General features: G+C 50.9%; 19 protein-coding genes and 1 tRNA gene. 11 read left to right on the plus strand and 9 right to left on the minus strand.

The genetic code is table 11. The features are described 5' to 3' along the window. Positions 1-56: 56 nt before the first annotated feature. From O4H49_RS13535 to O4H49_RS13555, 5 genes are all read right to left on the minus strand, one after another. Positions 57-704 (minus strand): ribonuclease HII, encoded by a 648-nt coding sequence (locus O4H49_RS13535; protein ID WP_269424055.1) that lies wholly within the window; start codon positions 702-704, stop codon positions 57-59. 13 nt (positions 705-717) lie between these two features. Further along, positions 718-2,166, minus strand: a complete 1,449-nt coding sequence (locus O4H49_RS13540; RefSeq protein ID WP_269423968.1) for a cation:proton antiporter — start codon at positions 2,164-2,166, stop codon at positions 718-720. 68 nt (positions 2,167-2,234) lie between these two features. Continuing rightward, entirely contained in the window at positions 2,235-2,771 is a 537-nt protein-coding gene (moaB, locus tag O4H49_RS13545; RefSeq protein ID WP_269423969.1) for a molybdenum cofactor biosynthesis protein B, read from the minus strand. Beyond that, on the minus strand, positions 2,755-4,644 hold the full coding sequence (locus O4H49_RS13550) for a lytic transglycosylase domain-containing protein (protein ID WP_269423970.1): 1,890 nt from the start codon (positions 4,642-4,644) through the stop codon (positions 2,755-2,757). Before O4H49_RS13550 ends, moaB begins: the two co-directional genes overlap by 17 nt. A 279-nt stretch (positions 4,645-4,923) precedes the next feature. Then, positions 4,924-5,850, minus strand: a complete 927-nt coding sequence (locus O4H49_RS13555; protein WP_269423971.1) for a uracil-DNA glycosylase — start codon at positions 5,848-5,850, stop codon at positions 4,924-4,926. A gap of 461 nt (positions 5,851-6,311) precedes the next feature. On the opposite strand from O4H49_RS13555, the gene O4H49_RS13560 reads away from it, so the two are divergent. From O4H49_RS13560 to O4H49_RS13570, 3 genes are all read left to right on the plus strand, one after another. Next, a complete protein-coding gene (locus tag O4H49_RS13560; RefSeq protein WP_269423972.1) occupies positions 6,312-7,970 on the plus strand; it encodes an electron transfer flavoprotein-ubiquinone oxidoreductase in 1,659 nt (552 codons plus the stop codon). A 150-nt stretch (positions 7,971-8,120) separates the two neighbouring features. Then, a complete protein-coding gene (locus O4H49_RS13565; protein WP_269423973.1) occupies positions 8,121-9,908 on the plus strand; it encodes a tetratricopeptide repeat protein in 1,788 nt (595 codons plus the stop codon). 61 nt (positions 9,909-9,969) lie between these two features. Continuing rightward, the gene (locus O4H49_RS13570; protein ID WP_269424056.1) at positions 9,970-10,845 is read left to right on the plus strand and encodes a 4-(cytidine 5'-diphospho)-2-C-methyl-D-erythritol kinase; all 876 of its coding nucleotides are present in this window, start codon (positions 9,970-9,972) and stop codon (positions 10,843-10,845) included. 13 nt (positions 10,846-10,858) lie between these two features. On the opposite strand, the gene O4H49_RS13575 is transcribed toward O4H49_RS13570, so the two are convergent. Further along, positions 10,859-11,644, minus strand: coding sequence for a peptidoglycan-binding domain-containing protein (locus O4H49_RS13575; protein WP_269423974.1), 786 nt, complete (start codon positions 11,642-11,644; stop codon positions 10,859-10,861). 282 nt (positions 11,645-11,926) lie between these two features. Between O4H49_RS13575 and O4H49_RS13580 the strand changes: the two genes are divergently transcribed. Together O4H49_RS13580 and O4H49_RS13585 are read left to right on the plus strand one after the other, a co-directional pair. Then, positions 11,927-12,001, plus strand: a tRNA-Gln gene (locus tag O4H49_RS13580). A 261-nt stretch (positions 12,002-12,262) separates the two neighbouring features. Beyond that, positions 12,263-12,946: a nitroreductase family protein gene (locus O4H49_RS13585; RefSeq protein ID WP_269423975.1), complete on the plus strand. Its 684-nt coding sequence runs from the start codon at positions 12,263-12,265 to the stop codon at positions 12,944-12,946. Between the two features lie 11 nt (positions 12,947-12,957). Here the strand turns inward: O4H49_RS13585 and O4H49_RS13590 are convergent, their stop codons facing one another. Beyond that, positions 12,958-13,722: a GNAT family N-acetyltransferase gene (locus O4H49_RS13590; RefSeq protein ID WP_269423976.1), complete on the minus strand. Its 765-nt coding sequence runs from the start codon at positions 13,720-13,722 to the stop codon at positions 12,958-12,960. A 280-nt stretch (positions 13,723-14,002) separates the two neighbouring features. Between O4H49_RS13590 and O4H49_RS13595 the strand changes: the two genes are divergently transcribed. From O4H49_RS13595 to O4H49_RS13615, 5 genes are all read left to right on the plus strand, one after another. Beyond that, positions 14,003-14,899, plus strand: coding sequence for a hypothetical protein (locus O4H49_RS13595; RefSeq protein WP_269423977.1), 897 nt, complete (start codon positions 14,003-14,005; stop codon positions 14,897-14,899). A gap of 49 nt (positions 14,900-14,948) precedes the next feature. Next, positions 14,949-15,386, plus strand: a complete 438-nt coding sequence (locus O4H49_RS13600; protein ID WP_269423978.1) for a YaiI/YqxD family protein — start codon at positions 14,949-14,951, stop codon at positions 15,384-15,386. Positions 15,387-15,463: 77 nt separating this feature from the next. Next, positions 15,464-17,272, plus strand: a complete 1,809-nt coding sequence (locus tag O4H49_RS13605) for a sensor histidine kinase (RefSeq protein ID WP_269423979.1) — start codon at positions 15,464-15,466, stop codon at positions 17,270-17,272. 359 nt (positions 17,273-17,631) lie between these two features. Next, on the plus strand, positions 17,632-18,651 hold the full coding sequence (locus tag O4H49_RS13610) for a TAXI family TRAP transporter solute-binding subunit (RefSeq protein WP_269423980.1): 1,020 nt from the start codon (positions 17,632-17,634) through the stop codon (positions 18,649-18,651). A gap of 87 nt (positions 18,652-18,738) precedes the next feature. Beyond that, positions 18,739-20,856, plus strand: a complete 2,118-nt coding sequence (locus O4H49_RS13615; protein ID WP_269423981.1) for a TRAP transporter permease — start codon at positions 18,739-18,741, stop codon at positions 20,854-20,856. A gap of 110 nt (positions 20,857-20,966) precedes the next feature. On the opposite strand, the gene O4H49_RS13620 is transcribed toward O4H49_RS13615, so the two are convergent. Further along, positions 20,967-21,623: a hypothetical protein gene (locus O4H49_RS13620; RefSeq protein WP_269423982.1), complete on the minus strand. Its 657-nt coding sequence runs from the start codon at positions 21,621-21,623 to the stop codon at positions 20,967-20,969. A gap of 219 nt (positions 21,624-21,842) precedes the next feature. Here O4H49_RS13620 and O4H49_RS13625 point away from each other — a divergent pair, with 219 nt between their 5' ends. Further along, the gene (locus tag O4H49_RS13625; RefSeq protein ID WP_269423983.1) at positions 21,843-22,979 is read left to right on the plus strand and encodes a DNA alkylation repair protein; all 1,137 of its coding nucleotides are present in this window, start codon (positions 21,843-21,845) and stop codon (positions 22,977-22,979) included. Positions 22,980-23,052: 73 nt separating this feature from the next. On the opposite strand, the gene O4H49_RS13630 is transcribed toward O4H49_RS13625, so the two are convergent. Continuing rightward, complete coding sequence (locus tag O4H49_RS13630) at positions 23,053-23,541, minus strand: copper chaperone PCu(A)C (RefSeq protein ID WP_269423984.1); 489 nt, start codon at positions 23,539-23,541, stop codon at positions 23,053-23,055. Positions 23,542-23,547 lie beyond the last annotated feature (6 nt).

Below are 23,547 nucleotides of genomic sequence, written 5' to 3' on the forward strand. Positions count from 1 at the left end.
ATGGAGTCGCGGTCAAGTATTTTTTACAGGAAGAGTCAAGTAAAGAGTCATAAGAGTCAGTTGCTTAGCTCGAGTCGCTCACGCACAGGACGAAATGTGCGACGATGTGCAGGCGTAACCCCAAGATCTAGTAGTGCGGCACGATGTTCGGCTGTCCCATAACCTTGGTTTCTTTCCCAGCCGTAACCTGGATAATGTATCGAGAGTTGCTGCATTTGTCTGTCTCTTTCGACCTTTGCAACGACAGACGCGGCGGCAATGGACAGGCTGAGGCTGTCCCCCTTGATCACGGTTTGTCCGGGGCAGGGCAGTTCTGGGAGGCGGTTCCCATCAATCAGCGCACCATCAGGACACATCCCGAGATTTTGAAAAGCGCGTTGCATTGCAAGTAGCGATGCCTGAAGAATGTTAAGCGCATCGATTTCTTCAACAGATGACTGTCCGAGTGCGATTTTGACAACTCCACCTGTATTCAGCTGCGTCAGTTCCTCAGCAAGCTGCCTTCGTTTTGTCGCGGTCAGCTTTTTTGAATCATCCAGCTTTCTTAGTAGCGATAAAGGCGTGCGGGCTTGGTCAAGCCAGGCGGCGGCCGCAACAACCGGACCAGCCCAGGGGCCGCGACCTACCTCATCCAGTCCAACAATAATTGCCGGGTCAATAGCGAGCTGTTTTTGGAATTCGATTTCTATTTGAAAGTCAGGCATAACCGTTTTGGGGCTATGATTTGACGACGCTGTCGATCGCGTCATCTGTTTCTGGAGCGCTTGCTGGCGTAGATAGATCCTGTTTGTCAGCCGTGGGGGCCATCTTGGTTTCCATCTGTGCTGGCGTTACTTCATTCTGTGATGGCTCCTCGGCTTTTGCTTCTGACTCCTGAGGGCTTTTCCCCAGTTTCGCCAGCACAGTGGTGACGAAAACCTGCAGAGTCAGGCTGGCGCGCCTGATGGCATTGACTTCGGGGCCATAGGTCAAACGCATTGTTTCCCGCCCGGAGGTGACGCCCAGTTGTCCGATTTGATGTAATCTGCGGGCGCTGAAAAGCCAGAAGGGACTGGTAAAGAGCGAGATAACAGTTACGGAAACCACAAGCCGGTAATTGTCATCACTCAGCACACCAGCACCAATCCCCAGTGCAGCGAGAATAAAAGAAAACTCCCCGAGCTGGGCCAGAAGGGCACCTGAAATAAAGGCTCTCGGCCAGCTTTCGCCGAGAAACCGCAGCAGGACAATGTTGAAAGCCGTTTTGAAAAGAGCAACGAAGAGAACGAGCAGAAAGACCAGGCCAAGATTCTCCCAGATATAGGATGCATCAAGAAGCAGGCCGATAGAGAGGAAGAAGACCATCAGCAAAATACTTTGAATCGGCGCTACCTGGCGAATCATTACCTTGTGACTGGCTGAGTTTCCGAGAACCAGTCCTGCAAGGAAAGCACCGTATGCTGCTGAAAGCCCCATGATCCCAGAAAGTGCTGCGGCGCCAAAACAGAAGGCCATGCCTGCAAGTGGTGTGAGATCCTCGTTATCCCCGATGGAGCGGGCAAAGGGAATTTGCAGACCGCGTCTTTTGCTTAGAAAGGCCAGCAACAAGGCAAGGAACGCGATGGAGAAGCCGACCTTGATTATCGCTTCGCTGCCGGTGCCACCTTCACTGCCAAAGGAACCTACGAGCAACATCATGGGGACAACGGCGAGATCCTGAGCAATAAGGATACCAATCGTTACCTGCCCCACACGGGTGTTCTGTTCATTGATTTCCTTGAGCATCTTGACCGCGACGGCTGTACTGGAAAGTGCAAAGACAAAGCCGAAGAAGAGGCTCAATTCGATGCTCCAGTCCAGGGCATAGCCAAGTGCGAGCATGCCGCCGACACCCACGCCTATTTGCAGGGCGGTTGTGACGAGTGCTATTTTCCAGACTTCTTTGATGCCGCGCAGGGAGAGTTCCATTCCGATGACAAACAGCAACATCAGGACCCCGAGTTCAGCAAGGGTTGAGATGTTGTCGCGATTGTCTACGAGGCCGAGACCTGTCGGACCCAGCAGGACGCCAGCGAGGATGTACCCAAGTACAGGGGGTTGTTTGAAGTGCCGCATGGCAATCCCGCAGGCCAAGGCTCCCAAAATGACGATTGCCAGACCTGTTAGGCTACCACTGTGATCGTGCATCGGTGTTTTCTGTCCTGTTGTGTTCTGGGTCTATTGTGAAGGAAAGAGTTTTCCCTGACTTGCCTGATTCAGGAAAGGTGTTCCTGCAGGCGTGGCATTAATTCTACCAGATTACAGGGGCGATGGCGATTATCCAGCTGTGATCTCAGAATTTCTCCCCATCCATCCTTGCATGCTGAAGGTGATCCTGGCAGGGCAAAGAGATAGGTTCCTTTTGCGACACCGCCGATTGCTCTGCTTTGCATGGTTGAGGTGCCAATTTTGGCGAAGCTGATCCAGCGGAAGAGTTCGCCAAAACCCTCAATCTCTTTTTCCATTACAGCTTTCAGGGCTTCGGGTGTTGTATCCCGCCCGGTTACCCCGGTGCCTCCGGTAGAAATAACAACGTCGATGTCAGGGTCGTTCACATGAGATGTGAAGGTTGCGATAATCCTGTCCAGATCGTCCTTGACGATAGATCTGGCGCAGACCTTGTGCCCATCTTCCAGAATCATTTTTTCCAGAATATCCCCAGAGCGGTCATCCGCGGCGGTTCTGGAATCGGAAACTGTTACGATTGCAATGTTAACAGGCAGAAAAGGGCGAGTTTCATCGAGCTTTGGCATTGTTCGCGATATCCGATCCGGTACTTGTCGTATTTATATCCTGTGCTTCGTATCGCGGCCAGTGTCCTGCGGCAAGGGCATCAAGAGAAGGAGATGCCTGATTGAGGCGGGCCCGGTAGATCCAGAGGTTGGTCAGGACTCGCTCGATGAAAAGACGGGTTTCATGGGATGGTATGCTTTCGATGAAGAGCAGTGGGTCGTCATTATGATTGGTATTGCGCTCCCATTTCCCCAGATTTCCAGGCCCCCCGTTATAGGCGGTCGCAAGTTTGAACAGATCGCCCTGGACATAGGAGTGGGTGAGGAGATAGCTGAGATACTTCTGTCCGAGTTCAAGGTTGAGGGAAGGATCGTAGAGCTCGTTTCTGTCTGCTCCCCGAAAACTGCGTTTGTCGGCAATGAACGTCGCGGTCTGTGGCATGAGCTGAAGTAGCCCGCGTGCGCCATCGGGGCTTTTGGCATTCGGGTTGAACGACGATTCCTGACGCATAAAGGCATAGACCAGAGCGCGATCTATCTCGTATCCGCCAGTGGGCTCCCATTGAGGGATGGGATAGAGAGCGGTGTCGATAATGCCCCAGCTGTCAGAGGGGAGCTGGCGTTCCTGTTTTTCTTCCGCGGCCATCCTTGCCCCGAGCCTGAAAGCGAGTCTGGGCATGCCGATCTGTTCTGTCAGCTCAAGAAAGGCATGAATCTCGTCGCCTTCAATACTGCCTATGACTTGCGAAAGCTCTTCACGGGCTTCGTCGATTTTATCGAGTTGTAACAGCGCCAATGCGCGACGACTGGTGGGATAGCTTTCGAGAATGCCAACTGTATCCAGACCAAGGGCAATGGCGCTGTTTTCGAAAATGAGGTCCAGGCCAAGAGCCCGTCGCGCCAGCACGCCATAAAAGGTTCTGGGGTATTCTGCAGCCTGGTACAGGCGCTTGCTGACATCCTGTGGTGCCTTGAGCTTCAGGTTTGCTCGGGCTGTCCAATAGGCCCCGGCAGATCGCATCCAGCTGTTTGCCCTTGTCGCATCGGCTAAAGTAGAAAAGTGTTTTCTGGCCAGGTCAATTTGGCCCATGCGCCACGCCGCCAACCCTGCAATCCAGTCAGATGAGGGGACATATTTTCTGGATTTTGTCGCTTTTTCCGCGAGATCATAGGCTTTTTGGTCTTTGCCGTAGTAGTACCATGCAGCAGCCAATTTAGCGTAGGTCTGGTCAATCTCGACCTTGTCCAGAAGGTGTTTGGCTTTAGGGGATTGTAATGCTTCTTCTGTTATCGACAGGCGGGTGTTCAGGATGTTCCGCCGGAGCTGGCTCTTGAGCTGGCGTGCTTTTTTCTGGTCTGCGCCAGAGAGTTTTTTGCCAGAACGATAACTGTAATTTTTCCCATAGGCCCGATAGGAAGCGTTCTTGTATTTGACCGGCTTGGCAGGCATGGCGTAATTTTTCGGGCGCCGCTGTAATGCCAGTTTGTAGATGGTATCCGCCTGGGGGTGATCCGCATATTCATCCAGCCACTCTTTGAGCTCTTTGTATTTAGATCTGTAGGCTGTTGGATGCAGATATTTTTGCGCCAGAACATGACCCATAAGGGTCATGTCTTGCAGCTTGGCAATCTGTTTCTTTGCTTCTGGCCAGCGCCCCTGTTCCTGAAGGGCAAAAATCCTGGCGTAAGTCTCGATATCATCTTCTTTGAGAATTTTGGGGAGCTCGCCGGGTTTTAGCGCTTCGTCCTGGTCTGCCAGGGGGGCAATCTGTTCAGGCACAGGTGTGGAGGCCTGGGCACTCCACGATGACAGGCCACAGCTGCCGGTAAAAACCAATGAAAGAGTGAGGGTGGTGGCGAGGATAGTTGGTTGCCACAGAGCGAATTTTGTCATAACGAGCTGGTTTTCCCCCATCTTGCGCGCTTGTCATAAAACCCGGATGTCATTTGGGTTGGATTATGACTTTTGTTCCTGTTTGCGAATTCCCCCGGAAAACGCAAACAGGGTAGTGAATTACGATCTTGATCGCAACCGCCCAAAGAGAGCTGTTTTATGGAACGAATGTGTTGTTTATATAAAATTGTATATACCTTGGGCTTTAATAATAGGTGAAGATTACTCAAAGCGGCGGTAAACAAGCCGAAGAGGTAAAGCGTTCATTCTTGAGGTCTTCTAGTGCGGTTTTTCAGAGGACAGGGCTGCCTTGACAAGACGTAGGTCATGCCATGCCAGAGCTTTCTGGCGGGGTGTGTTTAACAACATGTGCGGAGCAAAGGTTGCTAGGCTTTTGATCGCACTCATCCCTGATAGAGAATAGGTGCCCCACTTGCCCCGCTGACGCAGTAGACTGGCATCCGGATCAATGAGGCTGCGCAGGGCTGTTTCACCCATGACCAGCAAGATTTCTGGTTGTATCAGCTCGATCTGTTTTTCGATAAAAGGTTTGCAACAGGCCAGATCGTTCGCTGTAGGTTTTTTGTCTCCGGGTGGACGCCAAAAGACTGAAGAAGTCAGATAAACGTCCTCAAGGGACAGGCCTATGCTCTTTAGCATGTTGGTCAACAGAGTCCGGTTTTGTCCGGCCACTGTTGTTCCCTCACGGTCTTCTTCTGCTCTGGGGGCGCCGAGGACAATCATAAGTCTGGCCGGGACGGCTTTTGCCTCAAAAACTGTACTGATAGCTGTTTTTTGTAACGAGCAGCCTTCAAATTTCCCTAATGCCTCAGCAAGTTCAGGGATCGAAGTTGCTGATCTGGCCAACTGATCTGCTTCTGTCAGAGTCCGCTGGAATGACTGCAGAGCACGCCCGGCAGTTGTTGGTGGTTTTGTGGCGGGCGCCACCGCGGCTGTATTTGAAGTCTGGCTATCTGAAGCGCCTGGAGTCTGCGCGGAGATCATTGGTCTGGGGGTATTCTGATGGGTCAGGGCGAAAGAATAGCTATCCAGAGCTGTTGGCCCGATTGCCTCGTCAACACCAAAGGCATGTTGCCATTCCAAGGCGGCGAGCAGTTCATCCCGGGACCAGTCATCCAGCGTCCCGGCATACCCGTATTCGTTGCCTTTTGTGTCTTCGTCTTGATTCGGGAGGTCGCTACTCATCGTACTCACTTGTGACATGACGGGCCCGGAATTTAAACCACCACCCGCGCCATACCCTGTTTAAAATTAAATCGGGAACAAACCAAACATTATCTCTGTTTTTTTATGATAGAGCCTGCCCGCCGTGCGACAAGCTTTGTGATTTTCTATCGATAAGGAACAAAGAGTTTCGATGTTAACCAGGAATGATATTGTGTTGTCAGGGAGGAAAATGAGTATCTCCAGCTATTATTTGGTTCTTCTGTGTCGTTATTGTTAAATTGCTGCAACGCGAAAATCATTATAAATTAGCATTGAGTTTTGTGAAAAAAATAGGCAAGTTTTTCACGTAATGTTTTGGGACAGCTTTCTTTGTCACAATAACGATGACGAAGATGGATGGCTTTACACGGGTTTAGATGCTCTTGGGACAGAAGTGACAGGATAGTCACAATGCCCACGAACTCAGATGGAGAGAGTTTATGGAACGCGAGTTTATGGAATATGACGTCGTCATCGTGGGGGCGGGACCTGCTGGGCTCGCGGCAGCGATCAAATTGCGGCAGATGTCGGCTGAAAGTGGTAAAGAAGTTTCTGTCTGCGTGCTTGAAAAAGGCTCGGAAATTGGCGCACATATTTTCTCGGGAGCTGTGTTCGAGCCGCGGGCTCTAAACGAGCTGATCCCCGACTGGAAAGAAAAAGGGGCACCGCTGAATGCACCTGTTTCCGATGAAAAGTTCCTGCTGCTGAGTGAAAAGGGCTCTGTGAATTTTCCCGTCAGCCTCTTGCCACCCGAAATGCACAATGATGGTAACTATGTCATCTCTCTCGGTAATCTGTGTCGTTGGCTTGGTGAGCGTGCAGAAGAACTTGGTGTGGAAATCTATCCGGGTTTTGCTGCTTCTGAAGTGGTTTATCATGACGATGGCCGGGTCAAAGGCGTCGCAACTGGCGATATGGGGGTTAGCAAGTCCGGCGAGCAGAAAGACTCATTCATGCCGGGGATGGAGCTGCACGGAAAATACACCTTCTTTGCCGAAGGTTGCCGCGGTTCTCTCAGTAAAGGTTTGATGGAGAAATTCAATCTTCGTGAAAACTGTGATCCACAGACCTATGGCCTTGGGATGAAAGAGCTCTGGGAGCTGGATCCCGCCAAACACAAGCCGGGAACGGTTGTGCACACTGCAGGTTGGCCAATGAACAGTTCGACCTGGGGCGGGTCTTTTATCTATCACCTGGAAAATGGTCAGGCTTACGTCGGTTACGTGGTTGGTCTTGATTATGAAAACCCGCACCTTTTCCCTTTTGGGGAGTTCCAGCGTTTCAAGATGCATCCGGCGATCGCGAAAATGCTTGAAGGCGGAAAGCGTATTTCCTATGGCGCCCGTGCCTTGAATGAAGGGGGCCTGCAATCTGTACCCGATCTCGCTTTCCCTGGGGGTGCCTTGATCGGTTGTTCTGCCGGTTTCCTTAACGTTGCCAAAATCAAAGGCAGCCATAACGCGATGAAAACCGGAATGCTGGCTGCTGAAAGCGCCTTTGCTGCGATTACCGAGAATGCGGAAGGCGCGGCGCCAGCGGTTCTGGAGAGTTATCCGGAGGCCTATAAAAAATCCTGGGTTTATGAAGAGCTTAACACCTCGCGTAACTTCCGTCCTGCTTTCAGCAAGTTCGGATTGTGGGGATCGATGCTGTATTCCGGGATTGATCTCAAGGTCCTTCGTGGAAAACTGCCCTGGACCTTCCACCACAAGCATTCTGATCATGAGACCCTGAAGCCTGCTTCAGCCATGCCGAGGATTGAATACCCGAAGGCAGATGGCAAGCTCTCGTTTGATCGTCTGTCATCGGTATTTATCTCGGGGACAAACCATGAAGAAGACCAGCCCTGTCATCTGCAGTTGAAAGACAGTTCTGTCCCTATTGCCCATAACCTGGCTGTATTTGATGCGCCGGAACAGCGGTTCTGTCCTGCCGGGGTTTATGAAATTGTCCGGGATGATGATGGCGGGAATCCCCAGCTGCAGATCAATGCCCAGAACTGCCTGCATTGTAAAACCTGTGATATCAAGGACCCGACCCAAAATATCAACTGGGTTACACCTGAAGGTTCCGGTGGTCCAAATTATCCGAATATGTAGGCTGTGACAGGTCGTTAGCACAGACACTTGTAATGTGAAAAAAAACGGGGCGATTTCGTGTGAATCATCCCGTTTTTTTATTAAGTAACCGTAACTTGAGCAGCGCGTGCTTGGCGCGGCAGTTGTAGAAGGGTAGACTGCATTCAATTCATGTCCGGCGAAGAGGAGGATGATTTGCCTCGCCACGGCTTTTTGTTTGTAAATCCACGTTTCCAGCGTTTCCTGCTCGCAGCAGGAACGGCATTTATTCTTGGCGCCTGCAGTTCATCGCAGGGACAATCTGGTGGGGCGCTCAATCCGGCTGGAACGGAAGGGGATACTGTTCCTTTTGCCGAAAATGTTTCGCCTTCCGGTACCTATCTGGCAGGTCTGATCGCCGGACAAAATCGCGACTATAGTGTTGCAGCCGATCTGATGCTGAATGCTCTTGAAGCCGCGCCAGGTGACCCCAGACTCCTCGCCCGTGCCTTTTTATTAAGCGCGAGTGCTGGCAATAATGACGATGCTTTGGCATTGGCCAGCCGGATTCTTGCGGTATCACCGGATCAGTCTCTTGCCCATCTGGTTTTGTTGGTTGATGCGGTTAAAAACGAAGAGTGGGACTTGGCCAGAGAGAGAATCGAGGCATCACCCGATACCGGGGTGAATACAATCCTGCGCCCGATGTTCCTCGCCTGGACCGATCTGGCCAAAGGAGATCTGGACAAGGCCGTTGCAACATTGGAAACACTTTCCAAAAAGGAAGGTTTTCAGACGCTGTACGGCATTCAGCTTGCCTTGCTAAAGGATTTGGGGGGACGCAGCGAAGAGGCTCTTGCGGCCTATATGAATGTGCTGGAGATTTCAAACCCGCCAAGCCTGCGGCAAATCAATATTGTTGCTGATTTTCTGAGCCGCCAGGGGGATGCTGAGGCAGCAAAAGGCCTGCTCAGGACCTATCTCGAGAGTGATCCTGACAGTACGATCGCGCTTAAATCCCTGAAAAGCCTTGAAGATGGTAAAGGTGTTGAACGGGTGATTGGCAGTCCAGGTGATGCCTTTGCCGAGATTCTTTTTGGTTTTGCAAGTTTGCATGCCCAGGAAAAAGCCTATGATGCCGGCCTTGTCTATGCCATGCAGGCGCTGAGATTGCGCCCGGAGTACGAGGAAGCGAAAATCCTTGTCGGCGAAATCATGCAGACCCAGGGGCGGAGCCGGGATGCTATTGCGCTTTATCGCACAATTCCGGAAAGTTCACCTTACGCTTGGACGGTTGGCCTGAGGATTGCTGACGAGCTTGTTGCTCTCGACTTGAAGGAAGAAGCTCTGGATGAGCTCAGATCCATGAGCAAGCTGCGTCCGGAACGCTTTGAACCTCATTTGCGCCGGGGAAATATTCTTCGGGCGTCAGAGAAATTCAAAGAGGCCTCATCAGCCTATGATCAGGCGATTGAGCGGATTGACAGTGCTGATAGCCGCTTCTGGTCTGTGTATTATTTTCGCGGTATCACCCATGAACGCACTGATCAGTGGGCCAAAGCAGAGGCAGATTTTCTCAAGGCATTGGAACTTTCCCCTGATCAGCCGCATGTGCTGAATTATCTGGCCTATTCCTGGGTAGAATTAAGAAAAAATCTGGTTCAGGCAGAAGACATGCTGATCAAGGCGGTCGAGCTCAGGCCTGAGGATGGCTATATTGTTGATAGTCTGGGCTGGGTCTATTACCAGCTGGGCAAATTTGACAATGCTGTCAACTATCTGGAACAGGCAATCGAATTGAAGGCCGAAGACCCTGTGATCAATGATCACCTTGGGGATGCTTACTGGCAGGTGGGGCGTTATCACGAAGCCCGTTTCCAGTGGAAGCGGGCCCTCAGCTTCAAGCCGGAAGACAAGCAAATCGAGGTTATCCGTGCCAAGATCGAGCAGGGGCTGATCTCTGTCGCCAATGGAAATTAGGAACCTGGATGAGGTTGGTCTGTACTGATCGAGATCAGGTGGAGCGATAGTGGCTGGCTCTATGGAATACATTACCGAGTTTGCAGCGGCCAAAATCAATCTTACGCTTCAGGTAACAGGCAAGCGTTCTGATGGGTACCACATGTTGCAGAGCCTTGTTGTCTTTGCCGGGGTGGGTGATTACCTGCGCTTCTCCCCGGCAGAAGACCTGAGTCTGGAGATCACCGGGCCTTTTGCATCCAGTCTCACGACAGATCCTAATAATCTGGTGCTAGCCGCAGCCCGAAAACTGCAAGAACAGCTTGGTAAGAATTGCGCGAGTCAGACAGTACCGGGCGCTGTTATCCGGCTTGAAAAAAATCTCCCCGTTGCTTCCGGTATCGGTGGGGGATCGGCTGATGCCGCTGCGGCGCTACGGGGGTTGTTGCGACTGTGGGAAGCGGATCTTCCCGAAAGTGATTTGACGTCGTTGGCACTTGAATTGGGGGCTGACGTTCCAGTGTGCCTGAGCAGCAGCTGCCGTTGGATGGAAGGTATTGGAGAGGTCCTTACACCCGGACCGGAATTACCCAAGCTTTTTGCCGTACTGGTCAATCCTGGCGTTCCGGTTTCCACACCCGGTGTTTTCAAAGCCCTCAAAGGCAATTTTATGCCTGCTTCAGGGAAGCCATCAGCTATTCCAGCTTTGGCTGAGCTTATCGGCTATCTCGAAAATACTCCAAATGACTTGCAGGCACCGGCAATTTCTCAAAGAGGGATTGTGAGTGAGGTGCTCACCGAATTGCGGGGGAGCCATGGTTGTCTTTTCTCGGCCATGTCAGGCAGTGGGGCAACCTGCTATGGGCTTTTTGACACAGCAGAAGACGCAGAAAGCGCAGCCACAACTTTATCTGTAGAGAACCCGGGTTGGTGGGTGGCGCCAACCTTCTTGCGGTAAAGTCAGCAGTTGATCATTGCGAGTTCAGGAGTGTGTTAACAGCCTTGAGTTCTTCAAGCAGTCCTGGGCTGGGCTGCCCATCGACAGTTAAACCGGACATTTCCTGAAACTGACTGATGGCCGCGACTGTTTCGTGATCGACCTTTCCGTCGATCGCCCCTGTATTGATATCCATTACGGCAAGGAGCTCTTCTATTTCCTTGAGCTGCTCTACCCGCATTCCGTAAGGTGAGCTGGCATTGAGGTTGGGAGTCTCGGTCGCGGCAAGTGGCAAGGACGGGGCCTTTTCTTTGGCAAGCTGAACATCCTGAGCATAGAAATAAACAAACAACACAGCAAAAAACAAAATCGCAGCAAAAGCAGCCATCTTGGTGAAGGTTCTGATTTTACGTGGGCTCTGGGTGGTCGGGGCCTGCTTTTCGTCCGTTGTAGCCGCTTTCTCTTCTGCTGTTTTTTTCGTGTCCCGTGTCTTGTTTGTCTCAGAATACGCTCCTGAGCCAGCGCCCGGTTTATCTGCACTATCTGCCTTCAGATCACTCTTTTTTTCTTCTGTTTTGCTCGGGGCAGCCGTCGTGCTTTTATCTTTTGCTTTTGCCGACGAAACAGTTTTTTCCCGGGGGGTGCCGGTTTCTTTTTTCTCCAGAGTTTTCTCCAGGGTCTCTTTCGATGCCTTCGCTGCGACAACCTTCTTGGCTGGGGAACCGGCTTTCGACGTTCCCGTTGACTTGCGCTTTGTCGGCTGGCGCGATTTGCGGCTTGTTGGCTTTTCGTCCGTTGACTTAAGCTTGTCGTCGCTCATCAATTCCAGTTCCCTGTTGGCTTTGGTGAGACCCAGTGAAAGTTGGATATCTTTCTTTGAAGGGCCATGATTGGCAGTGTTAATCCCGATAATCCAGAACGTATTTTAGAAGTGTTGCACTCAAGGATAATCGTTATGAGGGCAATGGGTAAAGCATTCTGGTTTAAAAGAGGTAAAGATCTGTTAAATCCAATCAAAATATAACAGAGAACGATTCGTCTGAAATTGATATAAATCCATTGACTTCCTCGGTTGGCTGAGTATCTTCCCTTTCACGTCTGATGGGGCGTGGCCAAGCGGTAAGGCATCGCTTTTTGGTAGCGACATGCGCAGGTTCGAATCCTGCCGCCCCAGCCAACGAAAAAGACTCCTTCGGGGGTCTTTTTCTGTTTAAGCAGCAAGCCGAGCGGCTCTTCCGAACAGAGATTTTCCTGCTTTCGCTGTATTGTTCCGGCATGTAGACTTGTCGAGTACAAGTGCAGTAATCACTCCCCGGTTGAGGTCTGTCTGCGAATTCTAAGGCTGATAGCGGCTGTACTGGCTCGAATCCTGTGACGATCTGTCACGTGAGAACCCTATTTTGACCGGAATTACCCTTTTGTAGGAGTACCCCTTCAAATGTCAGCTGTGTTCAAATGTGTTCCTTTCTCTGGTTTGCCTGATTATTCAGCAGAGGAAATGCAAAAACGGGCAGAGTCCTTCAAAGAGCTTATGGAGGGGCGGCGCACGATTCGGGATTTTTGTTCCAAGCCGGTTGACAGAGCTGTCATTGAAACAGCGGTTGCCACTGCCGGACTGGCGCCATCTGGTGCGAACAAGCAGCCCTGGCATTTTGCTGTGATCAGCAATCCGGAGATGAAGCGCAAAATAAGAGAAGCAGCAGAGATCGAAGAAAGAGAATTTTATAGCGGTAAAGCCAGTGAACAGTGGTTGAAAGATCTCGAGCCATTGGGCACTGATCCGCACAAGCCTTTTCTTGAAATTGCACCTTATCTGATTGTTGTGTTTCAGCAAAATTATGACCTGGACCCAGAGACGGGCGACAAGATCAAACATTATTATATTCAGGAATCTGTGGGCTTGGCCTGTGGCTTCCTTATTACCGCTTTGCATAATGCGGGTCTGGCAACCCTGACCCATACGCCCAGCCCGATGGGCTTTCTCCGCGAGCTTCTGGGGCGTCCGAAACATGAAAAGCCGGTGATGATCATTGTAACAGGACATCCTGCTGAAGATGCGACTGTTCCTCTGGAGGCACTGAACAAAAAAGATCTGGACCGAACGTCGAGCTGGTTCGAATAGTTTCCTGAGGCCTACCCCTCATTTTGCTCCAAGGCTTTCGTTGTTAAGGCAGAAAGGCTGATTTTCTGGTTGGCATCGACGTCAAAGTTCTCAGGTGCGAGCCACTGTTTGAAGGCCTGATCCAGCGCTGGCCATTCCTTGTCGAGGATTGAAAACCAGGCAGTATCCCTGTTGCGTCCTTTATAGACTGTTGCCTGTCGGAAAACGCCCTCAAAGGTGAAGCCCAGCCGTTTTGCCGCAGCTATTGATCCGGCGTTGAGTGCATCACATTTCCATTCATAACGGCGATAGCCCAGCTCGGTAAAAACCCGCTTCATCATCAGATACATGGCTTCGGTCGCCATGCGATTCCGCTGTAACGCGGGAGAAAAATTGATATGCCCCACTTCAATGCTGCCGACAGAAGGGGTAATGCGTAAATAGCTGGCAACTCCCACTGCCTTTCCATTGCTCTGGTCAATTATAGCATGGAACAGCGGGTCATTGGTCGAGGCAATTTCTCTGATCCAGTCCTGATAACTTGCGAGAGTCTCAAAAGGGCCATAAGCGAGATAGCTCCAGTTCTTCCCTGATGTGTCCAGGGTATTTGCCTGAAAGAGATCCTGGCCGTGCTTTTCGGCAGAAAGTATTTCCAGGCGGCAATAGGTTCCTGCCATTGATGTCTGGGGAGGGGAACTGCGCGGAATCCAGCTGTCCAGCGCCGGACCAATGGGCTGTCCATGAACATTCAAACGGGAGGTGTTTACAGAGGACGTTATGGGAATGATTGTAGACATCGGGGAAAACCTTTATGAGCATGGATGTCTATATGAAGCATGAATTGGCTCTGGGAATAAGGGCCATTTTTGCTTATTGTTTGGGGCCGTTTTGTATCGGGAAATACCCTGTGACAGGTGGGTGTTTTTAGCGAAAAGTCTTTCAGCTTGTCTGAAGCGAGCAATCGTAACGAGACAGTCTGGAGCAGCAAGGCTATATTGGATACGGCATGTTTCTCGTGCCGATTGGACGCAGAGTACCGGTTGAGACAATCGGTCCGTGAAATGTGAGGGGTTTGTAATGGGGCAAGGTAAAAATGATTACGGCAGCTGGTGGCATGAAGAGGCCGGCGAAATGGATTTCACCCATGCCCTGAAGATGGAGCTTCTCCACAGTGAGCAGAGCCCTTTTCAGAAAATTGACATTTATGATCATAAAAAATTCGGGCGTGTACTAGTTCTGGATGACTTGATTCAGGCTTCGCAAGCGGATGAATTTATCTATCACGAGATGGCGGTGCATGTCCCCGTGTTGGGGCGCAAAAAAGACAAGCTCAGTGCGCTGATCATTGGCGGCGGTGATGGGGGTCTGTTGCGTGAACTGCTGGTGCATCAATCGGTCGAGAAAATCGTAATGGCCGAAATTGACCGCAGGGTTATCGAGTTGAGTAACGAATACCTTGGGGTTAATGGCAACTATGACGATCCCCGGGTTGAGCTCGTTTGTCAGGATGCTGCCCTCTATGTTGATGCGGCGCTGGAACGTGGCGAACAGTTCGATCTTATTTTTATGGATATCACCGAACCGGTCGGTCCTTCAGCCAGCCTCTTCACCGAGCAATTCCTCCACAAGCTTGTTGCAGTACTGAAGGACGATGGTGTCTGCGTTGATTCTGACAGTGTGTTTATTGGCAAGGACCGGATCAGTTTCCTGCAAGAGGTCTCGAGCGATGAAGAGCAGAGCCTGCTGGAGATCATGCGCAGTGGTCGTTTCTTCCCTCACATCAACGTTTACCGTTCGATTGTTCCGATGTATCCGGGGGCTGAATTCGGTTTCTTCCTCTATACCAAGGATGGTCACAGCTATGGCGAACCTTATCGGGAACATGATGGAAAGCATTATAACTCTGCCGTTCACAAAGGTGCCTTTGCCTTGCCGAACTGGTGGAAACATGAACTGGGCTTTGGTAAAAAGTAACCAGACATCCGGATGATCTCCGGCTTAAGGACAGAGGAGCTAGTCACCAATGGAAATTTATGTGGATGGTGATGCCTGTCCGGTGAAGGAAGAAGTTATCCGTGTTGCCGAACGGCACGGCCTGCAGATCCATCTGGTGAGCAACAGCTGGTTGAGGTATGGGCGTCACCCGCTGGTCAACTCAGTGGTGGTGCCCGAGGGACTGGATGTTGCCGATGACTGGATCGCCGATAACATCAAGCCGGGGGATATTGCTGTTACGGCAGATATCCCCCTTGCATCGCGCTGTGTGAAGCAGGGGGCGAAGGTTCTTGATCCCAAAGGAAAAATTTTCACAGAAGAAAGCATGGGGATGACATTGGCCGTTCGTGACCTCATGACCAACTTACGTGAAAGCGGAGAAATCAGGAGCTACTCTCCCGCTTTTACCAAACAGGACCGTTCCCGTTTTCTTTCTGCGCTGGACCAGATTATTCACAAGAAATAGCCTGCTGTTGTATTCTGTGATTTGATGCGTATCAGATGGCATCCTCTTCGGGGTGTCGGCGGGTTATCGGAGTTTTGATGTTTCTGCCCTACAGACATATCTCCCTGAAAGTACTTGCCCCCTGGCTGGGGGCTCTGGCGGTTGGGGCTGTTCTGGTTATTAGTGTTGTGCAATGGATGGGGTACACCTCGGCCAGAGAACTCTCGCAAGTGGCTGTTGATCGCCTTAAACTCTATCATGGGACCCTGCACAGTGCTTTGGAAAAACACCGATATCTGCCTTTTGTCCTCTCAAGGGATGAGGACATCCGGGAGCTTTTAACGGCGGGAGACGGGCGGGCCGGGCTGGCGGTATCGGTCAATCGTTCCTTGAGTGCGACCAACCAGAAAGCAGAGTCTGACGTACTTTACGTCCTGAACAGACAGGGCACGACCCTGGCTGCCTCAAACTGGCTGGAAGATAGAAGCTTTGTCGGACACAACTATGCTTTTCGCCCTTACTACAAGGATGCGATAGAAGGGAGAGAGTCAGGTTTTTTTGCCGTTGGAGCGACAACGGGAGTGCCTGGATTTTTCATGTCCCATGCTGTCCCGGATGATACCAAAGGTGCCCGTGGTGTGATCGTGGTCAAGGTTGATTTGCGACCCCTCCAGCAGCAATGGCACGATGGTGGAGAGCATGTCATTGTCACGGATCAAAACGGGGTTATCTTCCTGTCCAGCCGGGACGAGTGGCGGTATCGGTCCCTTTCACTTATCGATCGGGATGCAATGCAGCGGATCAGATCCGAACGGCAGTTTGCGGGGGCTGATCTGGCACCTCTTGCTCTGAAAAGGCTAAAGGTTTTCGGCGAAGAAGTGTTCGAGATCGATGGTCAGCGTTTTCTAGTACAGAAAGGTCCGGGGGGGAAGCCGGGGTGGAAAATCCTTTATCTGGCTCCCTTCAGCTATATTACCGAGCGTCAACACACTGTATTCCTGATTGGCAGTGTGTTGCTTTTTCTTTGCCTTACCGGCGGGCTTTTTATTCGGGAACGTCGGCAAAAACTCTTTTCGGCACAACGGGCGCGTGAAGCTGACAGGATCGAGGCGATTAACGAAATGCTGCGGGTTGAGGTTGAAGAAAGAAAACGCACGGAAACCCGGCTGTTGAAAATACAAAGCGATCTGGTGCAGACGGGAAAACTGGCAGCCCTTGGGCAAATGTCTGCAGCAATAGCCCATGAAATCAATCAGCCTATGGCCGCCATCAGGACCTTCACGGCAAGTGCCCGGGTATTGTTGAACAAGGGCAAGCGCGAGCAGTTGGGAGAATCTCTTGCAGAAATTTCCTCCCTGACCGAGCGAATGGCAAAGATAACCGGTGAGTTGAAAACCTTTGCACGCAAGGCTCCGGTTGAGCTTCAGGAAGTGGATTTGCGCGTCGCCTTGAGTAAGGCGATCCAGCTTATGCAGGCGGTTTGCGAACAGGATGGTGTTGTTATTGATTTTGAGGATACGGGGCCAGAAACACAGGTGAAAGGCGATGTGGTTCGTCTGGAACAGGTCTTTGTAAATCTGTTGCGTAATGCAGCAGACGCCTTGCGTCTTGCGTCCGAAAAAAAAATCAAGGTTATCCTGGCCGGAGATGAGAAATACGCACTGGTTCGGATTGAGGACAGTGGCCCCGGGATTGATATAAGCAACATGGATCAGCTTTTTGATCCCTTCTTCACCACCAAGGAAGTTGGAGAAGGAATGGGGCTGGGATTGTCAATCAGCTATGGGATTGTACAGGATCTTGGCGGAGATATTCGTGTGGAGAATATGAAAGATGGAGGAGCCTGTTTCATTGTAAAATTCCCCCTTGTGGCTTATGCCGAACGTTCTTTCGCCTGCTCGGCCTGACCTGCAGCACCATATTCTCTGTTCCAGTTTTGTAAGAGAGTATATTCCCGAGTGAAATAGGCGGTTTTTTGCCTGCCATATCTTTGTTCCTCGGCGGAACTTTGCCATGTCAATATAGAATTTTGGATAAAATCAATATATTTCAAATAGTTGACTTGTAGGTAAGTTGGCGCAACTCTTGCGATGTTTCCCGGTGAAAGAGCTGGACTTTACTGTTTGTATGTCTGTTTTCAGCTTGTAGACTAGAAAAAGATTTTCAGTGGAACCATCAGAACAGATGAGGAAGTCTGTATCCAATTTTGTTCTGTCGGATCCAGTCGATATCGCGGTTATAAAAATAATGCCAAGGGAGGCTTTAAATGAAGATGTTAAAGACACTTAAATCAGCTGTGGCCGTTGCTGCGATCTGTAGCGCTTTTTCTACAGGGGCCAATGCCCAGGAAGAACGCGACTATTTGATGGCAACAGCCAGCACGGGTGGAACCTATTATCCAGTCGGTGTTGCTATCTCTACACTGGTCAAGGTCAAGCTCCAGCCGACAGAGAAAATCGGCATGTCCGCGATTAACTCTGCTGGTTCTGGTGAAAACATCAAAATGCTGCGGGATAATGAAGCCCAGTTCGGTATTCTACAGGGGCTTTATGGCTATTATGCCTGGAAAGGCACAGGCCCGATTGAACAGGATGGCCCGCAGAAAAACATGCGTTCCGTAACGATGTTATGGCAGAACGTCGAACAGTTCACGGTGCTTTCAGAATATGCCAAAACCGGAACAGTTGACGACCTGGTCGGCATGAAAGGCCAGGGCATGTCCATGGGGAAGAAAAACTCAGGCACGATTGGTTCTAACGAAGTTCTGTTAAAGAACCTAGGAATCGATATCGAGACTGATTATAACCTTGTTCATGTCGGTTATGGGCCAAGTGCTGATGCGATGCAGAATGGCCAGATTGCCGGAATGGGAACACCAGCGGGTGTCCCTGCGGGTGCTGTCACCAAAGCAATGGCTGCGATGGGGGACAAGGTTACTCTTCTTGGCTTTACACCAGAGCAGGCAGCCAAAGCTGATGGTGGTTTGGAACTCTGGACACCTTATACCATTGCGGCAGGCACCTATCCTGGGCAGGAAAAAGATATCGTGACCATTGCCCAGCCGAACTTTCTGGCAGTGCGGGATGATGTTGACGAAGAAGCCGTCTATCAGATTACGAAAACCATTTACGAAAACCTGCCTTTCCTGAATGCAATTCACAAAGCAACAGAAGTTATGAGCCTGGAAACAGCTCTGGCTGGTCTGCCTGTACCCCTGCATCCCGGTGCTGCACGGTACTTCAAGGAAGCCGGAATTGAAATTCCTGCACGTCTGATCGCTCAATAAGCGACTTAGGCTAATTTCACAATAGGTTGCAGGCGTTCGAGTGATCGAGCGCCTGTTCCATAACTATTGCTTGTATTCGGGGTCATCATGTCACAAGAAGCAGAAAAATCAGATCCCCAGAGCCCGGAAACGGAACTTGGGGAGCAGGAAATAACGATCCGCGGGCAGGGGATGTGGACCAGCAAGGCTGTGTTTGGTCTCGGTGTCGTGATTTCCCTGATGCATATTTACTTTAACGTTTTTGCCGTAATTCCAAGCTTGTGGCAGAACGCCTTGCATTTCTCCGGTTTTGTCCTGATGGGAGCTTTGATTTATCCCATGTTTGGCAAGGGAGAGGGCAAATTCAGTATTATTACCGATATCTTTTTGGGGCTAACCGGTGCTTTTTCTGCAATATATCTCGTCGCGATGGAAGATGCGATCTATGCACGTGGCGTTGATATGGTGCTGGAGGAACTGATCGCGAGTACACTTCTGATCCTCGTGGCAATAGAATTCACCCGTCGCACTACCGGCTGGATCATTCCTGTATTGATCGTTCTTGCCCTTACCTATATTGGCTGGTGGGGACAACTGATCGACGGCGTCTTCAGGTTTGGGGGACTTCCTCCCGAAAGAGTACTCTTTCGCAGTATCTATGGTGATGATGCCCTGTTTGGCAATATAGCCCTGATTTCCTCTTCGTTTGTTTTCATGTTTATTCTTTTCGGTGCCTTCCTTGTACGTTCAGGCGCGGGTGATTTTATCATAGATCTTGCCCAGGTTGTTGCCGGACGCACCGTTGGTGGGCCAGGGTTGGTTGCTGTTCTTGCTTCTGGTTTGACAGGTACGATTTCAGGCTCTGCTGTCGCGAATACAGCCTCGACCGGCGTGATTACCATTCCTCTGATGAAAAAGGCAGGCTTCCCGGCCAAGTTCGCTGCCGGTGTCGAAACTGCGGCCTCGACTGGCGGGCAGTTGATGCCGCCAATAATGGGGGCAGGGGCGTTCGTAATGGCGAGCTACACCCAAATCCCCTATACAACGATTATTGCTGTCTCGGCACTTCCTGCCATTCTCTATTTTGTTTCTGTTGCTTTCTTTGTCCGTATTGAAGCGAAAAAAAACAATGTGCAGGTTGTTGCCGGAAGCTCCGAAACTGCGCTGGAGGTTTTAAAGCGAGGGGGGCTTCCCTTCCTTTTGCCCATCACACTGCTGATTGGGCTTCTAATTTATGGTTACACGCCAACTTATGCCGCAGGTATTGCGATCATCGGCGTTGTTGTTGCTTCCTGGTTAACGCCAAACAAAATGGGACCGAAAGCGGTTTTTGAAGCCCTGGCGCTTGGTGCGCGCAACATGGTTATGACGGCTATTCTGCTCTGTTCTGTCGGGTTGATTGTCAACGTTATTGCGACGGCAGGTATCGGTAATATTTTTTCCCTTATGATAAATGAATGGGCTGGAGGGAACCTGATCATTGCAATGATCCTGATTGGTCTGGCCTCGTTGGTATTGGGAATGGGGTTGCCTGTGACGGCAGCCTATATCGTGTTAGGAACGCTTTCCGCTCCGGCACTTTATGCCCTGATCTCTGATGGCATGCTGGTTGATGCGGTGGCGTCAGGTACCCTGCCCGAGGGGGCGAAGGCCATCTTTATGCTGGCGACACCAGAAAGGCTTGCTGAAATCGGTTTGCCCATGTCGACAGAGGCCGCCAGAGAGTTACTCGCCCTGGTACCTCCTGATCTGGTCAATACGCTTCGTGAAGCGACGCTGAGCAAAGAAGTACTGGTTTATGCCCTGCTCTCTGCTCATATGATCATCTTCTGGTTGTCACAGGACAGCAACGTGACGCCGCCGGTGTGTCTGACAGCCTTTACTGCAGCGGCCATTGCCAAGACGCCGCCGATGGCGACAGGTCTGGAATCCTGGAAGATTGCCAAGGGGCTTTATATCGTTCCCCTTCTCTTTGCCTACACGCCGTTTCTAGGGGGAGAGTGGCATGAGGTCCTGATGATCTTCGGGTTCTCTCTGGTGGGGTTATATGCGTTCACCGGGGCAATTCAAGGGTATATGGAACAGAAGTTGGGCTGGCTCGAACGCGGGATTTCCCTTGTTTTTGCTGGCGTACTTCTCTGGCCTCTGGGCTGGATGGTTCATCTGGGAGCCTTGGCATTGTTTGTGTTGTTCTTTATTCGCAATGTGAACAGGAAGGCCGCTTGATACAGCCATACCAGAATAAGAGATGCGCTGGTTGAACGAAAACCAAACTGCCGGGACCGTTTCCCCGGCAGTTTAGTTTTAAGGCAAGGATAGGTCCTGCTCTCGGGGTGTTACTGGTTTTGTTCTGCTGTAATGACTTCTATCTGGGCGCTGGCTACGGCAAGTCCACCTTCCTTGTGATACCAGACGATTTTACCATCCAGGTTAAGATCTTCTCCGCTGATGATGGCGCTGGTCAGTGCTTGCAGTTCCACGGCGTAGGGAGCTGTAGTTTCTGCATCACCCGCTTCGATGACAAGCTGCGCCAGCTCTTTTGCCTTTTGGGCACGGACTGCTGTATTCCGCCCTATGGAAGAAATCATGATACCGGAAACCCGGATAACATCTGTGGCGCTTTCTGCTTCCGTGGCCAGTTGGGCGTGCAGGGCAACCCCTTCTGCTGACTTGATCAAGCCGTATCCCATACCCGGACCTTTGGGCAGGGCGCTTGGGTCAAGAGCGTGCAGGACATGCCCAGCATGTAATTGCATGCCATCAAGATTTTGCAGGTCACCTGCCGCGTAATCTGCATGTGTACGTGCGATTTCGGCTTCACCCAGCAAGACAGTGAGCAAGCCTTGTTTCTGAGGAGTATCTTCCCAGTGTTTGATAAGGTGATCAATATGGGGCTGATCTTCTGCAGCCTGAAGTGACAGTGGAACCAGCCCGAACAGGAGAAGGGAAAACGAGGCAAGGCTACTCAGAAACTTTCGTTGCGTGCTGCTCATGCCTTTTTCCTTTTTTGCTGAAAATGTTGAGGGATCGGGAGATGATACCTCTTTTGTCAAAAGAGCGGGGCAAAAACGGGGTCACAAGCCTGTGAAGACAGCTTTCGGATCATTGTACAATACACGCCTTTTTTGACTGCATCCTGACATAAACTGTCAGTAGTGCTGGTGTAGAACAGGTTAAGCTGTCTGGTGAAACACTGTTGTATAAGGAAGAAGATGGAAGCCTTTAAGGATGTCTTTTTTAATCCCGAGAAAATCGGATTCCTCGCTGATAACCTCAAAAGAAATTATGAAATTTTCGACCGGGAGAGCTTTCTGGCCGAGGTTTTGGAGAACTTGCAGACGCTCGAGCTGAAACAGCGGTCTGAGCATATTACAAGAACGCTTAAACGGTATCTGCCTGAAGACTTTCTTGAAGCGAGAGAAATACTTTTGGCGTGCCTCCACCCGGAGACGGAACAGGAACTTGCGGATCAAAGGTCTGACAAAAGTGGCCTTGCGGGCTGGATGGTAATGCCCTTGTGCGATTATATGGCCTGGTATGGCAAGGAACATCTCCAGGTTTCCCTGGCAGCGTTAAGGGAAATGACAAAGCGTTCAAGTTCGGAGTTTGCCATCCGGCACTTTCTTGTTTCGCATCGGGAAGAAACACTGGAGGCGCTGGAAAGCTGGGTTGGTGATCCCAATTATCATGTCCGCAGGCTGGTTTCAGAGGGTTCCCGGCCTCGTCTGCCGTGGGGAATGCGATTGTCAGGTTTTGTCTCTGATCCAGCACCGTTGCTTCCCTTGCTGGAAGGGCTCAAGGATGATCCAGAAGAATACGTTCGCCGTTCTGTTGCCAACAATCTGAACGATATTGCCAAGGATCATCCGGATCTGGTTGCAGAGCTGGCACAGCGCTGGATGAAGAGTGCTGACGAAAATCGAAAAAAGCTGGTTCGTCATGCCTGTCGTAGTCTGGTGAAGGACGGGCATAAGGGGGCACTGGCGGCACTGGGCTTTGGGGAGCCTGAGGTCAGTCTGGAAAGATTTCAGGTCTTGACGCCACGGGTTGTTCTTGGTCAGGCGCTGGAGTTTGAGGCTATAATTACCTCGACAGGGAGGCTGGCCCAAAACCTGATGATTGACTTTGCTATTCATCATCAAAAAGCCAATGGGACAACGAGTGCCAAGGTGTTCAAATGGCAATCTTTTTCTTTGGCAGCCGGTGCTGGAAAGGTTGCCAGAAAACGTCACGGTATCAAGCCGATCACAACAAGAAAATATTATCCTGGTCGACATTCCGTAGAGCTCTTTGCCAATGGCAAGTCACTTGGAATACACGACTTTGAACTGGTTATGGAAAACCCTTGAGCCTGTTACCCTTTTTCCCAAATAATGTTCCCGGGCCAGGAATTGTCATCCTGCCCCGGGAAGTCATCAGTGGCTAGTGCGAGGAATGGTCGCTGTCGCTTTGTTTATCCATATCACCAGCTTTTTGAACAGTTACCTCAATATCAACCTTGCCGGCTTTTTCAAAAGTAAGTGTAAGCGGGAAGGTATCTCCTTCCTTGAGCGGGGCTGTCAGTCCCATCATCATAATGTGAAAACCACCTGGCTTGAGTTCGGTCGTATCATTGCCTTTAATCACGACCCCGCCTTCGACCTGACGCATCTTCATCACACCGTCTGTCATGATGTGTGTGTGGAGTTCAATACGCTTGGCGGCGTTACCTTCTGCTGAAATCAGGGTGTCATCTTCTGCTCCCATGTTGTTCAGCTCCAGGAAGGCAGCACCGTTTTTCACCTGCCCAATGGTTGCACGGGCCCAGGGGTGTTTGATCATGATGTCACCGGCATGATAATCCTGGGCGGAGACAAGGGAGGACAGGGACAGGATAGCCAGGGCCCAAAAGCCCGAGAGAAGTTTTTTCATTGGAAT

It is taken from the genome of Kiloniella laminariae (genome assembly GCF_027214005.1).
GTDB classification, from domain to species: domain Bacteria; phylum Pseudomonadota; class Alphaproteobacteria; order Kiloniellales; family Kiloniellaceae; genus Kiloniella; species Kiloniella laminariae_A.

Coding starts and splice junctions, on each gene's coding strand:
- O4H49_RS13535 (WP_269424055.1), bottom strand. CDS start 704: ATGCCTGACTTTCAAATAGAAATCGAATTCCAAAAACAGCTCGCTATT.
- O4H49_RS13540 (WP_269423968.1), bottom strand. CDS start 2,166: ATGCACGATCACAGTGGTAGCCTAACAGGTCTGGCAATCGTCATTTTG.
- moaB (WP_269423969.1), bottom strand. CDS start 2,771: ATGCCAAAGCTCGATGAAACTCGCCCTTTTCTGCCTGTTAACATTGCA.
- O4H49_RS13550 (WP_269423970.1), bottom strand. CDS start 4,644: ATGACAAAATTCGCTCTGTGGCAACCAACTATCCTCGCCACCACCCTC.
- O4H49_RS13555 (WP_269423971.1), bottom strand. CDS start 5,850: ATGAGTAGCGACCTCCCGAATCAAGACGAAGACACAAAAGGCAACGAA.
- O4H49_RS13560 (WP_269423972.1), top strand. CDS start 6,312: ATGGAACGCGAGTTTATGGAATATGACGTCGTCATCGTGGGGGCGGGA.
- O4H49_RS13565 (WP_269423973.1), top strand. CDS start 8,121: ATGTCCGGCGAAGAGGAGGATGATTTGCCTCGCCACGGCTTTTTGTTT.
- O4H49_RS13570 (WP_269424056.1), top strand. CDS start 9,970: ATGGAATACATTACCGAGTTTGCAGCGGCCAAAATCAATCTTACGCTT.
- O4H49_RS13575 (WP_269423974.1), bottom strand. CDS start 11,644: ATGAGCGACGACAAGCTTAAGTCAACGGACGAAAAGCCAACAAGCCGC.
- O4H49_RS13585 (WP_269423975.1), top strand. CDS start 12,263: ATGTCAGCTGTGTTCAAATGTGTTCCTTTCTCTGGTTTGCCTGATTAT.
- O4H49_RS13590 (WP_269423976.1), bottom strand. CDS start 13,722: ATGTCTACAATCATTCCCATAACGTCCTCTGTAAACACCTCCCGTTTG.
- O4H49_RS13595 (WP_269423977.1), top strand. CDS start 14,003: ATGGGGCAAGGTAAAAATGATTACGGCAGCTGGTGGCATGAAGAGGCC.
- O4H49_RS13600 (WP_269423978.1), top strand. CDS start 14,949: ATGGAAATTTATGTGGATGGTGATGCCTGTCCGGTGAAGGAAGAAGTT.
- O4H49_RS13605 (WP_269423979.1), top strand. CDS start 15,464: ATGTTTCTGCCCTACAGACATATCTCCCTGAAAGTACTTGCCCCCTGG.
- O4H49_RS13610 (WP_269423980.1), top strand. CDS start 17,632: ATGAAGATGTTAAAGACACTTAAATCAGCTGTGGCCGTTGCTGCGATC.
- O4H49_RS13615 (WP_269423981.1), top strand. CDS start 18,739: ATGTCACAAGAAGCAGAAAAATCAGATCCCCAGAGCCCGGAAACGGAA.
- O4H49_RS13620 (WP_269423982.1), bottom strand. CDS start 21,623: ATGAGCAGCACGCAACGAAAGTTTCTGAGTAGCCTTGCCTCGTTTTCC.
- O4H49_RS13625 (WP_269423983.1), top strand. CDS start 21,843: ATGGAAGCCTTTAAGGATGTCTTTTTTAATCCCGAGAAAATCGGATTC.
- O4H49_RS13630 (WP_269423984.1), bottom strand. CDS start 23,541: ATGAAAAAACTTCTCTCGGGCTTTTGGGCCCTGGCTATCCTGTCCCTG.